Source organism: Variovorax sp. S12S4 (assembly GCF_023195515.1).
In the GTDB taxonomy this organism is placed as follows: Bacteria; Pseudomonadota; Gammaproteobacteria; order Burkholderiales; family Burkholderiaceae_C; genus Variovorax.
In genome coordinates, this window is sequence record NZ_JALPKR020000002.1 from 2,337,988 (window position 1) to 2,353,758 (window position 15,771).

14 protein-coding genes are annotated in these 15,771 nt (G+C 67.3%); all 14 read left to right on the forward strand.

Translation table 11 applies throughout. The features are described from left to right. Positions 1 to 8: 8 nt before the first annotated feature. The 14 genes from M0765_RS11460 to M0765_RS11530 all read left to right on the forward strand — a co-directional run bounded on the left by M0765_RS11460 (position 9) and on the right by M0765_RS11530 (position 15,764). The gene (locus M0765_RS11460; protein ID WP_258503792.1) at positions 9 to 2,669 is read left to right on the forward strand and encodes a DUF2169 family type VI secretion system accessory protein; all 2,661 of its coding nucleotides are present in this window, start codon (positions 9 to 11) and stop codon (positions 2,667 to 2,669) included. Further along, on the forward strand, positions 2,666 to 3,718 hold the full coding sequence (locus M0765_RS11465) for a pentapeptide repeat-containing protein (protein ID WP_258503793.1): 1,053 nt from the start codon (positions 2,666 to 2,668) through the stop codon (positions 3,716 to 3,718). The genes M0765_RS11460 and M0765_RS11465 overlap by 4 nt, the downstream gene beginning before the upstream one ends. 38 nt (positions 3,719 to 3,756) lie before the next feature. Then, complete coding sequence (locus tag M0765_RS11470) at positions 3,757 to 4,416, forward strand: DUF3540 domain-containing protein (protein WP_258503794.1); 660 nt, start codon at positions 3,757 to 3,759, stop codon at positions 4,414 to 4,416. 9 nt (positions 4,417 to 4,425) lie between these two features. Then, entirely contained in the window at positions 4,426 to 4,821 is a 396-nt protein-coding gene (locus M0765_RS11475; RefSeq protein WP_157611791.1) for a DUF4150 domain-containing protein, read from the forward strand. A 65-nt stretch (positions 4,822 to 4,886) separates the two neighbouring features. Then, a complete protein-coding gene (locus tag M0765_RS11480) occupies positions 4,887 to 7,232 on the forward strand; it encodes a type VI secretion system Vgr family protein (protein WP_258503795.1) in 2,346 nt (781 codons plus the stop codon). 3 nt (positions 7,233 to 7,235) lie between these two features. After that, entirely contained in the window at positions 7,236 to 7,727 is a 492-nt protein-coding gene (locus tag M0765_RS11485; protein ID WP_258503796.1) for a DUF6484 domain-containing protein, read from the forward strand. A 15-nt stretch (positions 7,728 to 7,742) separates the two neighbouring features. After that, positions 7,743 to 8,849 (forward strand): DUF2169 family type VI secretion system accessory protein, encoded by a 1,107-nt coding sequence (locus M0765_RS11490; protein ID WP_258503797.1) that lies wholly within the window; start codon positions 7,743 to 7,745, stop codon positions 8,847 to 8,849. Further along, a complete protein-coding gene (locus M0765_RS11495; RefSeq protein ID WP_258503798.1) occupies positions 8,846 to 9,643 on the forward strand; it encodes a beta-ketoacyl synthase N-terminal-like domain-containing protein in 798 nt (265 codons plus the stop codon). Before M0765_RS11490 ends, M0765_RS11495 begins: the two co-directional genes overlap by 4 nt. Further along, positions 9,640 to 9,918 carry a hypothetical protein gene (locus M0765_RS11500; RefSeq protein WP_258503799.1) on the forward strand — a complete coding sequence of 93 codons (279 nt, stop codon included), beginning with the start codon at positions 9,640 to 9,642 and terminating at the stop codon, positions 9,916 to 9,918. Before M0765_RS11495 ends, M0765_RS11500 begins: the two co-directional genes overlap by 4 nt. A gap of 3 nt (positions 9,919 to 9,921) precedes the next feature. Continuing rightward, entirely contained in the window at positions 9,922 to 10,815 is an 894-nt protein-coding gene (locus M0765_RS11505) for a DUF4150 domain-containing protein (RefSeq protein WP_258503800.1), read from the forward strand. An 82-nt stretch (positions 10,816 to 10,897) separates the two neighbouring features. Next, positions 10,898 to 11,827, forward strand: a complete 930-nt coding sequence (locus tag M0765_RS11510) for a DUF3396 domain-containing protein (protein WP_258503801.1) — start codon at positions 10,898 to 10,900, stop codon at positions 11,825 to 11,827. Next, positions 11,824 to 13,089 carry a TIGR02270 family protein gene (locus M0765_RS11515; RefSeq protein WP_258503802.1) on the forward strand — a complete coding sequence of 422 codons (1,266 nt, stop codon included), beginning with the start codon at positions 11,824 to 11,826 and terminating at the stop codon, positions 13,087 to 13,089. Before M0765_RS11510 ends, M0765_RS11515 begins: the two co-directional genes overlap by 4 nt. Before the next feature lie 132 nt (positions 13,090 to 13,221). Beyond that, positions 13,222 to 14,916, forward strand: coding sequence for a type VI secretion system-associated FHA domain protein TagH (gene tagH / locus M0765_RS29015; RefSeq protein WP_274708780.1), 1,695 nt, complete (start codon positions 13,222 to 13,224; stop codon positions 14,914 to 14,916). A gap of 53 nt (positions 14,917 to 14,969) precedes the next feature. Then, entirely contained in the window at positions 14,970 to 15,764 is a 795-nt protein-coding gene (locus M0765_RS11530; RefSeq protein WP_258503803.1) for a PP2C family protein-serine/threonine phosphatase, read from the forward strand. Positions 15,765 to 15,771: the final 7 nt, after the last annotated feature.

Here is a 15,771-nt window from a genome sequence, read left to right on the forward strand (position 1 = left end):
CGTTCTTCATGCAGATACTCAAGCCCCATGTCGCCGCACTGAGCTTCCGGCCGATCGAGTACCGGTCCAAGGCCGGCCTGTGCGTCAGCACGATGCTGTTCGCACCAATGTCGCCGGACGACGGCGGCCTGCTGCGCGAGCAGTCGATGTGGGACTGCATCACCAAGCTGATGGCGCTGCCCCTGGTCGACGAAGGCATTGCCAAGCTCACGCCCGAATACCTGGTGGTCGGCCGCGTGCATGCGGGCGAGGCCGGTTCGCGCGGCGCCGTGGCGCGTGTGCGGCTAGGTAGTGCAGGAAAGGCCGTGATGGCCTTCTCGCCGCGTTACTGGGACGGCGCGCGCGTGGTGCAGTCGGAGGTCTACCAGCCGGTGGCGCTGGACTGGGCCAATGCGTACGGCGGCCCTGCGGTGGCCGACAACCCGCTGGGCATGGGCGCCGCAACGGTCGGCGGCGTGCATTGGCTGCCGCCGCTGGAGCTGGCCGGTTCGCGCATCACCGCACCGGGCGACGTGGTGCAGCCCGCGGGATTCGGTGCGCTCGACATGATGCATCCGCAGCGCGCCGCATTGCGCGGCACCTACGACGAGAACTACCTCAAGCAGCATGCGCCGGGTTTCCCTCCTGACGTGGACTGGCGGCACTTCAACATGGCGCCACGGGACCAGTGGCTGGAAGCCCCGCTGCGAGGCGACGAGGCTTTTACGCTCGAGAACCTGCACCCGACCAAGCCGCTGCTGCAGGGCCACCTGCCGGGCCTGCGGGCGCGCGTGTTCGCCAACTACCGGCTGCCGCCCGAGCAGGTGGCGCCAGGCGGGGAGTCGCACAAGTTCAAGGAAGTGCCGATGCGGCTCACCACCGTGTGGTTCTTTCCTGAAGTGGAGCGCATGCTGCTGATCTGGCATGGCCTGGCCGAAGTGGCGGAGTACGACGGCAGCGACATCGATCATTTGATGACTGCCGTCGAGCGTCTGGGCCAGCCGCGCGGCGGCGCCCACTATGCCGACGTGCTGGCCCGCCGCACAGACCCGGTGCAAGGCGGCATCGAAAGCCTGAACGATGCCGACCTGGTGCCGGAGGACATCGACACCATCGACCCCGGGTTCGAGAAGACCGCCGAGATCTACAAAATGGACGGCCTCCAGGCCGATGCGCAGTTCCGGCGCGCGGAGATCGACGTGGCCCTTGCGCGCGAGAAGGCCGTCGCCTTCGGCAAAGACCCGGATGCGCTGGGCCTGAAGCCGCCGGTGCGCGAGAAGCCGCCGACCCTGGCCGAACTGCCCGCCTACATCAAGGCCAGCCAGAAGGAAGCCGAGGTGCAGCAGATCGCCGCCGCCGAAGACATGCTGGCGCAGCTGGAGAAGCTGCTCGCGTTGGGCGGTGAAGAAAGAAAACGCATGGCCGAACTGGCACACCGCGGCCCGCCGCTCTACACCGCCGAGAAGCACCTGGCCGAGCTCAAGGCTCAGTTCGGCAAGCTGCCGATGCCCGAACCCCAGTTGCTGGAAAAGCTGCGCGATCGCCAAGGCGCCGAGCGGCTGGGCTATTTGCAGTCGGCCCACATGCAGCCTCCGGCCTTCGCGCTCCAGGGAGAGGAGGGGGCCCGCCGACGGCAAGAGGTGCAATGGTTGGCAGAGCAAGGCCACCGCACGCTGCCGTGGATCGATCTCACCGGCGTCGACCTGTCGGGCCTCGACCTGCACGGCTTCGATTTTTCGGGCGCGTGGCTGGAGAGCGCGAACCTTCGCAAGGCCAACATATCGGGCTGCAAGTTTGCCGGCGCGGTACTCGCGCATGCCGACATGCAGGGCTGCATGGCCATCGGGGCCGACTTCACCGGCGCCAACCTGGGCCGCGCGCAGCTCGCAGGCGCTGTGTTCGACCGCTCCAACCTGGGCGGCGCCATGTTGATGCGCACGCCGCTTGCCGGCACGCAGATGCGGCGCACCAACCTGGCCGGCGCCAACCTGCTCGAAACAGAGTGGGGCGTTGCCGACTGGAGCGGCGCCCAGCTTGCAGGAAACGTCTTCTACAAGCTCGCGTTGCAGGGGCTCGACCTGCGCGAGGCCGACCTCAGCGGTGCCAATTTCATCGAGTGCGATCTGCGCGGCGTGGACCTTTCCGGCGCGCTGCTGCAGTCGACCACCTTCGTTACCTGTCAGCTGCAGGGCGCACGCATGGTTGCCGCCCGTGCCAAGGGAGCGGTGTTCGTGAAGAACACCGTGCTCGACGGGCTGGACGCGAGCGGCGCCGACCTGTCGAACGCGAACCTCGGCGAATGCAGTGCCATCGGCCTTCGCGCACCCAAGGCGCTGCTCGACGGCGCCAACCTGGGCATGGCCGACCTGCAAGGTGCCGACCTGCGGCTGGCATCCGCCAAGGGCGCGCTCTTTCGCAAGACGCGCTTCAGCCGTGCGCGGCTGGCCGGTGCCAATTTTCATGATGCCGTCTTCAGCTACGCCAACCTGATCGGTGCGGACCTGCGGCGCGCCAATCTCTTCGGCACCGACCTCACGCGGGTGGCGCTGAGCGGCGACACGCAGTTCGACGGCGCGTTGCTCACGCGCAGCCGCACCTGGCCGCGCCTGAATGCCGAGCAGCAGGCCTTGGCCGCGGCGCGCGATGCAGCGAGCCGTTCAGCGGGCAGTTCGACAGGAGATACGGCATGAAGGTAAGCGCCGAACTCCTTTCGCTGGGCGCCGGCCTTGGCGAGGCCTTCGAGGGGCAGGACTTCAGCGGCGGCCACTACGCCAAGACCTTCCTGGGCGGCGGCATCTTCACGCAGTGCCGCTGGGGCGGCGCCGACCTGCGCGAGGCCGATGTGCGGGAGGCAGTTTTCGACCAGTGCGACATGGGCGGTGCGCTGTTCGCAGGCGCCAACCTGCGCCATGCGGTGTTCAACCGCTGCAAGCTCGACCACGCGGACTTTCGCAGTGCCAATCTGCACTCCACCACCTTCAACGAATGCGACCTCACGCATGCGCAGTTCGGCGAGGCATCGATGACCATGGCGAGGTTTCATGCTTGCGCGCTCGACCATGCCGGCATGCAAGGCGCGAACCTCGAGTCCGCGGTTTTCTCGCAATCGAAGCTGATCGACGTCAACGCCGACCACTCCCATTGGATGCACACGGTGGTGACCGGCTGCGACCTCAGCCTGATGACCTGGGTGGGCGCGCCGATGACTCGCGTGGTGTTCTCGAAATTGAGCCTGCAGAACATGCGCTTCGACGGCGGCAACTACGAGTCATGCCAGTTTGCCGACGCAAACCTGAGCGGTAGCAGTTTTGCAGGTGCGAAGCTGCGGCAATGCAACTTCCAGGGCAGCACCTTGAACGGCTGCGACTTCAGCAACGCGCAGGCGCCGCAAGCCATCTTCTGCGCCACCAAGGGCGAGGGGGCGCGCTTCACCAAGGCGCAGTTGGGCCAGGCACTTTTTACCGAGGCTGCGCTGCCGGGTGCCCACTTCGGCGCCGCGCAGCTGCACCAGTGCCACTTTGCGCAGGCCAAGCTGGCGCGTGCGGTGTTCGCAGGCGCCGATTGCACCTATGCCGATTTCCGGCATGCCGACCTGCAAGGCGCCGACCTGCGCGATGCCGAGTTGTTCCGCGCCGTCTTTCATCGCGCGCAGCTGCAAGACGTGCAAGCCACCGACAGAAGTCGCGCGCTCGGCACCGACTCCGACCTGGCACGCGCCGAGCAGTGGGCAGCCGCCTGAAGCACCGAGCGACAACGTCATCCATCCATGAGGCCATCATGACCGCCACTGTTACCGAACGCCGCACCAAGGCACCTCACAAGCCGAACAAGCAAGCCGGCGCGCCTGTGCCTGCGCAAGCCGGATGGCATCGAGCCACCGTGCTTTCAGAGCCCGGGTCCGTGCAGGGGCTGCGCCTGCGCCTGAATGGAGAGGGCGTGCAGGAGATCAGCGCCCGCCAGGCTTTCAGCTGCCTGGTGGCTGTGCAGGCGGGCGACATCGTCGCGGGGCTGCTGGATGAACAGCGGCAATGCTGGGTGATGGCGGTGCTCGAGCGCAACGGCGCGCAGGACGTGGTGCTGCAAAGCCAGGGCAAGCTCGAACTGAGCGCGCCCACCATCAGCGCCAACGCACGGGAAGTGCTGCACATGGCCGCGCCGCAGGTGCGCCTGAGTTGCGAGCAAGCCGACGCAGTGGGCGAGCGCCTGAACCTGGTGGGCGGCACGGTCAAGGCAATTGGGGCCGCGCTGTCGACGCTGTTCGACCGCGTGCACCACCACAGCAAGCAATACATGCGCAGCACCGACGGCCTGGACCGCACCCAGGCCGGGCACATGGAGTTGCAGGCGCGCCAGCTGTTGCAGATCCACGGCGAGCACACGCTCGTCGAGGGCGAGCAACTGGTCAAGGCGCGAGGCGCGCAGATCCACTTCGGGTAGGAGTCCGACATGTTCGCCAACTGCCAGATGATGGGCACCGACATGGGCTTTCCCGACGTGTGCCTCACGCCCACGCCCGCGGGGCCGGTGCCCATTCCGTACCCCAACATTGCCATGGGGCCGATGGCCATTCCGAACTGCCCGACGATTCTTTTCATGTGCATGCCCGCGCACAACCTGGGAACCACCATTCCCATGACCAACGGCGACAACTCGGGCGTGAACATGGGCGTGGCCTCGGGCACGGTCATGGGGCCGTCGCGGCACGTGACCGGCGCGTTCACCGTGTTGCTCAACGGCATGCCGGCCACGCGCATGACCAGCGTGTCGCTGCAAAACAGCACCAACTGCCCCGGAGTGCGGCTCGTGCCGAGCCAGGCGCTGGTGCTTCTGCTGGCGCCCTAGGCGCACGGCCCGCCGGAAGAACGGCGGCGAGGTTCGGGAGGGGGAACGTAAAAAGGGATGGAAGCATGGCCGATCACACGTTCAGCATCCAGGGCGACTCGCCCATCGTCGACAAGCTCATGTTCTGGCGCATCGTGGGCCATGAGGTGCTGGCGCGCCCGTCGGCCTATGAACTCACCGTGCTGACCGACAACGAAAGCATCGAGCCCGCGGACGTGCTGGGCCGCGCTTTCGATGTGGCGATCGAGTTCGAAGATGCCGACGGCGGCACGCACAAGCGGCATTGTCAGGGGCACGCCGTGCGCTTCACGCGCGCCGGGCGCAGCGGGCGTTTCATCGAATACCGCATCAGCCTGCGCTCGTGGTTCTGGCTGCTGAGCAAGCGCGTCAATGCGCGCATCCTGCAGAACAAGCCGGTGCTGGATGTGATCGACGCCGTGCTGGACGACAGCCCGGTCGGGAGCCTGAAGAAGATCAAGTCGGCCGGCGTGGTCGGCCCCCATGCGCCCCATGGCTACTGCGTGCAATACCGCGAGAGCGACTACCAGTTCCTGTCGCGCCTGCTGGAAGAAGAGGGCATCTATTACTGGTTCGACGCGCATGACGCCCCCGGCACGCTGCACCTGTCGGACACCAGCACGCTGGCCCACGAGAAGCTTCCCGCCGCCGACACGCTGCACCACGTGGAGCGCGACGCATCGGAAGCGCGTGCCAACGAGATCACGCGCTGGATCAGCTCGCGGCAGTTCGAATCGGGCAAGTTTGCATCGCGCGACCGGGACTTCAAGGTCATCAGCAAGCAGCTGTTTGCGGACAAGGGCGACCCCGACACGCACGAGCTGTCGGACCTGGAGGTGTTCGAGTTTCCGGGCGGCTATGCCTCGGGCGACGACACCGACAACCTGGCGCAATTGCGGCTGGACGAGCTCATCGCCCGTCGGCAGCGCCACTGGGCACTGACCGGCTGGCCGGACGTGACCGCCGGGCGCAGCTTTGCGTTCAAGGGCGACCCCGAGGGCAAGCACGACGGCGACTACCTGATTGCGGCCTGCACCTTCGTTGCCAGCCACCCGGGCTACGAAGGCGCCGATGTTGCCGAGAACCCGCGCCCCATAGACGCCGTGCTGCACGACGCGCTGGTCGACGACCCCGTCAACACCGGGCTGCGCGAACTGGTGGGCGACCTGATTGCAGAGACGCCGGCACTGCGCGGCGGCCAGCGCGCGAGCAGCAGCTTTTTGCTGACGGTGGTTCCGCTGAACACCCCGTGGCGGCCGCCGCGCCTCACACCGCGCGTCACCATGCCCGGGCCCCAGAGCGCCATTGTCACGGGCCGCAGCGGCGAGCAGATATGGACCGAGGAGCACGGCCGCGTGAAGGTGCAGTTTCACTGGGATCGCTACGGCAAGAACGACGAGAACAGCTCATGCTGGGTGCGCGTGTCGCACCCTTGGGCCGGCAAGGGCTGGGGTGCGGTCAGCATTCCGCGCATCGGGCAGGAAGTGGTGGTCGACTTTCTGGACGGCGACCCCGACCAGCCCATCATCGTCGGGCGCTTCTACAACGGCGAATCGATGGCGCCCTTCGGCCTTCCGGCCGGCGCCGTGGTGAGCGGCATCAAGTCGAACACGCACAAGGGCAAGGGCTACAACGAGCTGTCGATGGACGACACCGCGGGCAAGGAGAAGGTGACCATCCACGGCCAGTACGACATGAACACCACGGTGGAGCACGACCAGACCACCACCGTGCACAACAACCGCACCGACGCGGTGGATGTCGACGACTCGGAAACCGTGGGCAGCAACCAGACCCAGAGCATCGGGGCCAACCAGACGATTTCAGTCGGCGCGAACCGCGAAGAGTCGGTGGGTGGCACCGAAACCATCACCATCGGCGGCCACCGGACCGAAACCGTGAACGGCGGCGAGACCGTGACCATCAACGGCGGGCGCAGCCATACCGTGAACGGCGTGCAGACCACCACCATTTCGGTGGCCGAGATGCATACGGTAGGGGCGGGGCGCATGCACAGCGTGGGCGCGGGCGAGGCCATCAACGTGGGTGGTGTGCAGGCCGTGACAGTGGGCGGAGCGCAGATCGTGAGCGTGGGCGGCCTGCAAAAGGTGAGCGTGGGTGCGCTGCAGTCCATCACCGTGGGTGGGCCGCACAAGCTCTCGGCCGCGGTGATCTCCGAGACATCGAAGGGGCCGATCAAGATCAAGGCCGGCGCCATCTGCATGGTCGAGGCGCCCACCATCATGCTCAAGGCGGGCGGCAGCAAGATCGTCATGAACGCCAGCGGCATCACCATCAAGGGCGCCAAGATCACCATCAAGGCCGACGGCACAGCATCGTTCAAGGCCGGGGGCTCGATCAAGATCAAGGGCTCCAACCTGGGGGAGGACTGAGCCGTGGAAGACCACACCGATCTCCAGAGCGCGCGCAGCCTGCTGCACAGCGTGGCCGCCTGGTCGAAGCTGTCGGGCCAGGGCGTGGCGGTGGCCGCCTTTGCCGGCTTCGATGCCGAGGGGCGCTTTCTTGTCACGCTGGGCGAGGGCATGGCGCCGGTGCAGGCGCTCTCGACTGTCGGCCTTGCGCTCGGCGATGCCGGCGCGGCCGTCGTCGTCGCCTTCGAGAAGGGCGAGGTGCGGCACCCGGTCATCGTCGGGCGCGTACAGCCGCTGCATGTCGCGGCACCGCCAGTGGCCATTGCGGCGCAGATGGACGCCAGCGTCGACGGCGAGCGCGTGGTGCTGCAGGCGCGCGAGCGCATCGAGCTGCGCTGCGGCGACGCCAGCATCGTGCTCACGCGCGCGGGCAAGGTGCTGATCAACGGCAACTACGTGCTCTCGCGCTCGCGCGGCGCCAACCGCGTGAAGGGTGCCTACGTGGGCATCAACTGAAAAAAGGCATGCGCCATGTGGCAGCTGGACAACCGTACGCCCTACGCCGCCGAACGCACTTGGGTGCGCGACCGCGACGGCGCGGAGATCTGGCTCGTGGCGGTGAAGTGCAGCTTCGACATTTCGCCGGACGGCGAGACCAGCGTCTCGCCCGAGCAGCCGCCCGTGGCGCAGGCGCCGGTCTTCATCGACGAGGCCGCGCCCCAGCCGAGCCTGCTCTATGAGATGGACCTGGTGCGCACCAAGCTGGCGACCGACGTGGTGCTGATCGGTCACGCGCATGCGCCAGGCGGCGTGCCCGTGACGCAGCTCGACGTGGGCCTGCGCGTCGGCCCCGTCGCCAAGCGCCTGCGCGTGACCGGCGACCGCGTGTGGCTCGGCGGTGCGCCGTCGGAGCCGGAGCCTTTCACCGCCATGCCGTTGGTGTGGGAGAGGGCGTATGGCGGCATCGACCCGTGGACGCGCGATGCGCCATTGCCGCAGTTCGATGTGCGCAACCCCGTGGGCACGGGCTTTGTGACGGAGGCTGCGCATGCGGAAGGCGTACGGCTGCCGAACATCGAGTATGCGGACCAGTGCGTGCGGACGTGGAGTGACAGGCCTGAGCCCGCGGGTTTCGGGCCGCTGTGCAACCACTGGCAGCCGCGCGCGGGGTTTGCGGGGACGTATGACGAAGCGTGGCAGCGCGACCGGTTGCCATTGTTGCCGGCGGACTTTGATGACCGGCACTACCAGTGCGCGCCTGGGGATCAGCAGGCGCCGCATTTCTTGCGCGGGAGTGAGCCGGTGGTGCTGATCAACCTGTGGCCGCGCGGCGAGGTGCTGCGCTTCGAATTGCCACGGACGGTGCTGGCTCTTGAAAGCTCTTTTGCCGACGGCAGCCGGAGACCACATGAGCGGCCTAAGTTGCACACCGTGATCGTCGAGCCGGGTCAGTCCAGGATTTCAATGGTGTGGCACAGCCCACTGCCGTGCCATTCCCTGGTCAACAAGCTTCAGAAAACGCGCATTGTGGAAAAGAGGCTGGTGCGGCTCGGCGCCGGTGCGCAGCAAGAGGTGCGACAGAATGCACGCGATTCGATGATCTTGCCGGCGCAGGCTGGAGCGGAGCCCGGGTCATGAGCCGCGGCCAACCGCCGCTGTATCTTTGTGCCTTCGGCGCGAGCACGCCGATCGGGCGGGACATGTGGGCGAGCGCCGCCGCAGCGCGCGCTGGTGTTTGCGGTTTCCGCGAACATCCGTTCATGGTAGATACGGCAGGCGAGCCGATGCGCATTGCGCCCGCGCCCTGGATCGACTTCGAGGTGGAAGGGGTGGAGCGCTACGCCGAGCTTTTGCTCCCCGCAGTGGACCAGGCGGTGGCTGCGTGGCACGGCGTCCCTGCGCGCATCGGCCTCGCGCTGGCGTTGCCGCCGCCGCGCCCGGGCCGGACGGCTTCGCTCGCGGGCGACCTGTTGGCCCGGATCGCGAACCGCTATCCGGGCCGCTTCGGCGCCGCGCGGACGGTTGAAGCGGGCCATGCGGGCGGGTACGTCGCGCTGGGCGCCGCTGTCGCCGATTGCGCCGCCGGGGAGATTGATGCATGCATGGTTTGCGCCGTCGATTCCTATCTGCAGCCAGAAACGCTGGACTGGATCGAGGGGTGCGACCTGCTGCATGGCGGCGGGCCGGAGAACAACGCATGGGGTTTTGTTCCGGGCGAGGCGGCAGGCGTGATGCTGGTGGGCGGCGCCGAGTTTCTGCAGCGGCACCGCATCGAACCCATGGCTGCCATCGAGGCCGTCGGCATCGGCTACGAAGACAAGGTGCTCGGCACCGACGATCCGATCACGGGCAAAGGGCTTTCGCAGGCGCTCAGGGGGCCCTTGGCCAGCTTGGGAGCGAAGCCTTCATCGACAACGTGGTGTGCGACATGAACGGCGAAGCCTGGCGCGCGGATGAATACGGTTTTGCTGCACTGCGAACGGGCGATCGTCTTCGCGCAGCGGGCGATTTTTCCGCGCCCGCCGACTGTTGGGGCGACGTCGGTGCGGCAGGCTTGCCGTTGCACATGGCCTTGGCGGCCATCGGCCATCTCAAGCACTACGACAAAGGGCCGCTGTCGATGGTGTGGGGCAGCTCCGCGGGAGGAGAGCGCGGTGCTGTAGTGTTGCGCGCGTTACCTTGGCGCACGCAGCCGGATGAAGGGTGAGCCATGCCGGTCAGCATCCAGGTCAATGGAACGACGCTGTCGTTGGTGCACAAGTTCAGCACCGGCCTCACCACCGCCACCATTCCCGACGTGTGCAAGACGCCGAGCCCGGGTGGACCCGTGCCTGTGCCATACCCCAATATCGCGAACTCGATCACCCTCTCCAACGGCACAAGCACCGTCAAGGGGGACAAAGCCATGGCCGCAAACAAAGGGTCGAAGTTCGCGCTATCCAACGGGGATAACGCCGGCGTGGCGGGCGGGGTGAAGTCGAGCACCTTCATGAAGGAGGCGACATGGATCCTCTACTCCTTCGACGTCAAGATGGACGGAAAGAACGCCAGCCGCCTGGGCGACAAGATGTTCCACAACTCGGAAAATGCAGCCAACCTCTCGGGCTGCATCAATCCGCCGATCGCCGTGCCGGACTTCGAGAAGATACTCAAGGACTGCATGGACAAGGCCTCCGACGATTGGGAGAGTGCCAACGGGCCGACGGACTACAAGAAGTTCTGCGCATCTTCGAGCCGGCGGCAGGCGCGCGGCGAAAAGATCGGCCAGGACGCCTCCGATTGCGTGGCCGCCGCAATGGCGGCGCAAGGCCGATCGAATGAAGTGGCCCTCGACCAATCGTTCCGCAACGTGCGCGGGGGCGGGCCGGGCGCGATACAGGCAGTCGGTTCACCGGGTCAGGTGGTGGCCAATACGGTGCGGCCCGACGTCGTATTGCATGCGCCCGGGCCCTTGTCGGCTGTTTCGGCGGCCCGCGCCGTTTACGACTTCAAGGCACCTTGTCCCCGGGTTCCAACAGCCCGAGTTGGTCGGGCAACCAGGGCGCCGACTACCTGGCGACCTTCCGAGTGGTGGCAAAACTGGTGTCGCCGCACAATGCGCTGATCGCAGGCAGCGCAAGCACTGCCTTGCGCGTCGCGGCGCGATTGCTCAGTATCCGGTTGCCCTTCCGATGAGGCATGAAGTCATGACAGCCTACGACTACATCGCGATCGATCTTGCCGACGGGAATGCCAACGTGCTGTTGCGCGATGGCATCGTGGCAACCTTTTTTCTGAGCGACGCGCACGCGGCGCACGCCGCTCTCGTCAAGTACGCCATGCAGACCTTTGCTGCGCGCTTCATGTCGGGAGGAGCGGTCTACTATCCGGATGACGATGTCTTCGGCGAAGCGAAGCCCGAAGAACTCGGCGCGCTGCTCGAGGCGCGCGTTGTGCTCCCTGCGCAAGCTCCCAGGTTCGCGCTTCTCGACAGTGCGCTAGACGCGCCACGCTTCTCAGCCGCCTATTGCGGCATGGACCGCGAGCACCTTGCGCAGTTCGGCTGGCCGCATGCAGCGTGCGGGCTGCGTTTCACCTTCTCGCTGGAAGCCATGGACGAGAACGGCCTCTTCGACCTTTGCGAATTCGCCGTCCGGTGTGCGCGTGCCTTGCCGATCGCCAGCGGGTATGTGGCGCCCGCCTTCATATGGCGGGAAGGCATCGACGAGAACGTTGCAATGAATGCCGTGGCGCGCTTGTGCAGGCGCTATCGCTGCCTGGATATTCCGGCGCTGATGGTGGACTGTTTCGAGAACGGTATGGGTGTTAAAGGGGCCTATTGGTGCAATTTTTTTGGGCCGTCGGCCATCGCACTTGCCGGCGGCGAGGCACGGCTGCTCGCGGCCCTGGCCGGCACCGATGCACAGGTAGAGCGACTGGCCGAGGAACGGCTGCAAGTGACCCTTGGCTCGTTGCCGATCGCCGGGGACGTGAACCGCCGTGAGGACCTCAGCTTGTACCGGTGGGTCTTCAGTCTTCTTGAAGCCGCGGTCTATCCGCGCACCGTGCCATACATAGAGTTCGACGAAGAGTCGATGCAGGCCTGGATAGGCCGTTTTTCCGGGGCTGCACCGTGAATGGGGCGACTCCGGGGCCGACGCTGGCGCATGTGCTCGCCGAGCACGCCGACGAAGCCTCCTTCCTCTGGCTCCAGCGCGCGAGCGCGGTCCACGCGCCCAACTATTCGCCCCAGCAATTCGCCGACCTTGACGAACGCCTCGCCGCCCACGTCGATGGCCTGCGCGTTGCCGGCGAGGATGGCTGGCAGCATGCGCTCGCATTGACGGACAACGAAGGCCCGGAAGATTTCTTCGTCGCCGCAGTGCTCGCCATCGAAGCAGTCGATGGTCGCTTTGACGATCTGGTCGAGCGCGCCAAGGACTTGCCCGAGGTCGTGCCTGGCTTGATCTCCGCCATCGGCTGGACGGAGCCGGATCGTCTCGGCGGGCGCGTGAAGACTTTGCTCGAAGACGCTTCGCCGCTGCGGCAAAAGCTCGGCGTTGCGGCTTGTGCGCTGCATCGGCGCGATCCGGGGGCGTTGCTCGGGCAACTGCTCGTGGATGCGCCCGACAGCGTGCGCATCCGCGCGCTGCGGGCGGCCGGCGAGCTGGGCCGAGCCGACCTGTTGCCGCAGGCGCAGGCGCTGCTCGGCGAGGTCAAGCCAGAGCTGCGCTTCTGGGCCGCATGGGCGGCAGTGCTGCTGGGCGACCGGGCGCAGGCGCTCGATGCGCTCGCGGCTTTTGCGCTGAGGAGCGGGCCGCGTCAGCCGCGCGCCTTCCAGCTGGCGCTGCAGGCCGTGGATGTGGTGCCGGGCCACGCGCTGCTGCTCGACAGCGGCGCGTTGCCCGAAGTGCAGCGCTTGCGCGTCATCGGTTCGGGCTTCATCGGCGACGCGCGCTACGTGCCCTGGCTGATCGAGCAGATGGCGCAGCCGGCCACGGCGCGCATTGCGGCCGAAGCGTTCGTCACCATCACCGGCGTGGATTTCAACCTGGAGCAGATGGAAACCATGCCGCCCGATGGCTTCGAAGACGGGCCGACCGACGACCCCGACGACGAGAACGTCGAGCTCCCCGAAGACATTGCCTTGCCCTGGCCGAGCATCGACAAGGTTCGCGCATGGTGGGGGAAGAACGGCGCGCGCTTTGCACCCGGGGTGCGGCTCTTCATGGGGCAGCCGGTTTCCGTTGAAGGTTGCACGAACGTGCTGCGCGAGGGTTTCCAGCGGCAGCGCGTGGCGGCCGCGCTGCACCTGTGCCTGCAGGAGCCGCGCGCGCCGCTGTTCGCCACCAGCGCGCCCGCCTGGCGGCAGCGGCGCTGGCTCGAAAGCGTGGCGTGAAACGCCACTGCAATAAAGGCATACCTCTTAAGGCGAGATTGCCAAGCGGCCCCCCGGAATGAATACTCCTTCTGAGTTTTTGGGCTCGTGCATGCGCGAGCCGTGTTCGGGCGCAGCCCCGGGGGCCGATTCATGATTCATATCGCTGTCATCACCCGGCAAGGCGCCCCGGCGGGGCAGGCCATTGCCGCCGATTTCGGCCCCAACGGGGGCACCATCGGACGTGCGGACACCAACACGCTGGTGCTCGACGATCCGGACCGCACGGTGTCGCGCGTGCATGCGCAGGTGCTGTGCCGCGACGGCCAGTATTTCGTGATCGACCGGGGCAGCAATCCGATGCAGTGCAACGGCGTGCCGCTCGGGTCGGGCAAGGAAGCGCCGCTGACCGACGGCACGCAGCTTGTGGTGGGCAGCTTCGAGTTGCGTGTGCGTGCAATGGCCGGCGCGGCTGCGCCTTCGCTGGCCGTGCCCAACACGGTGATGAAAGCGCCCGTGCCCGCGTCGGCGGCAGCGGCATCGAGCGACGATCCTTTTGCCGACCTGCTGGCGGGCCTTGCACCGCCGGCGGCACCGGCCGCTGCGGCCAGGGCATCGCCGCCCGCGGCTGCGGAGTCCGCGGATTCGTTGTTGTTTGCCGACCCGATGCAGAACGGATCGCGCAATGCCCAAGCCGCGCAGATCGACCCGTTCGCCAATCTGCTGGGACCTGAGGCTTCTTCGGCGCCCGCAGGCGGACTCGGCGCGCTCGACGACTTTTCCGACCTGGGCGCCCCGCCCGCGAGCGGCAAGGCCGCAGGCATCGACGAGCTGTTCGGCGGCATGGGCGGTGGAGGTGGCATCGGCGGCGATCCGCTCTCGCTGTCGCCGTTGGCGGACCCGCTGCTGCAACCCAACACGGCGTCCGATGCCGATCCGCTGGCGGCGCTGCAGCGTGCCGCGCCGGCCACGCCGGTACCGCGCGCCGACCATTTGCCCATCGATCAGTTCGGCTTCACCCCGCCGAAGGCGATCGATGCGCCGCGGCCGCAGCTGCCGCAGTTCGACGACATCACGGGCCAGCCGATCCGCATCAGCGGGCCGGAGGTTTCTGCGGGCGGACCGGCCGAACCGCCCGGGATGCCGGCGCCGCCCCCGCCACCTCCGGCGCCTCGGCCGCAATCGGTGCAACCACAGCCGCAGCCCATGCCGGCGCCGGTCGCCAAGGCGGCACCCGCATTGCAGCGCACCGCTTCCGACGACGAGCTGCTCGCCGCCTTCCTGCGAGGCCTCGGCAGCACGCACCAGGCGCCCGAGATGCTCACGCCGGGTCTGATGGAGCGCATCGGCACCATTCTTCGCAGCGCCACCGAGGGCACGCTGCAACTGCTGCTCACGCGCCAGGAGTTCAAGCGCGAGGTACGCGCCGAGGTCACGATGATCGCGTCGCAGGCCAACAACCCGCTCAAGTTTTCGCCCACCGCCGACGTTGCACTGGCTCACCTGCTGGGCCCGGGTGTGCGCGGCTTCATGCCGCCGGAGGCGGCCATGCGGGATGCCTTCAACGATCTGCGTGCGCACCAGTTCGGCGTGATGGTGGGCATGCGCGCGGCGCTGGCGCATGTCATTGCGCGCTTCGAACCCGACGAGCTCGAGAAGAAGATCAGCGCAAAGTCGGCGCTCGACGCGCTGTTCAGCGCCAACCGCAAGGCCAAGCTCTGGGACCAGTTCGTGGCGCTGTATGGCGGCATCGCGAGCGAGGCCGAGGACGATTTCCACAACCTCTTCGGCAAGGCCTTTCTCGAGGCCTACGAAGAACAGATGGCGCGCCTTAAGTCCGACGCCTGAACGTCGCCCCTCAAGCACAACAGCAACAGCACCAGCAAACGCGAGGCATCCGCTTGGAAATCGAAATCGTCACGCTGTCCAGACAGGGCGGCCGCAGCTACAACGAGGACGTGCACGGCCACTGGCATGACGAGCGCTATGTCGCCTGCCTGGTGGCCGATGGCGCCGGCGGGCACGGCGGCGGCGACGTGGCGGCGGCCACGGTGCGCAGCAGCGCGCTGGGCGGCTTCTCGGCCGCGCCGAGCCTGGACCAGGCGAGCCTGCGCGCGCTGGTCGAACAGGCCAACCGCGACGTGGTGGCGCGCCAGGCGGAAGGCGGCAAGCTCGCGGGCATGCGCTCGACCATCGTATTTGCGGCCATCGACCTGGAGAGCGAGGCGCTCGCCTGGGTGCACAGCGGCGACAGCCGGGCCTACCTGTTTCGCGGCGGTGCCATCGTGGCGCGAACCACCGACCACAGCCTGGTGCAGCAGATGGTGGCCGGCGGCATGCTCGACGAAGAAGGCGCGCGCCTGCATCCGCAGCGCAACATGCTGCTGTCCGCGCTGGGGTCGATCGAAGAGGCGCCGGACATCGCGGTGTCCGACCGCATGCGGCTGCTGCCCGGCGACGTGCTGCTGCTGTGCAGCGACGGCGTGTGGGAGCCGCTGGGCGACGAGTGCCTGATCGACACGCTGCATGCCTCGCGCACACCCAGCCAGTGGACCGAGCTGATCGACGCGAAGGTGAGGGCCAATGCCAAGCAGGGCCACGACAACTACACGGCGCTCACGCTGTGGGTGATCGGGGACGAGGGCGACGATGTGACGCGGCTGCTGCCGGAGAACGTCGCGCAGGCCGATTCCTGATCCTTTC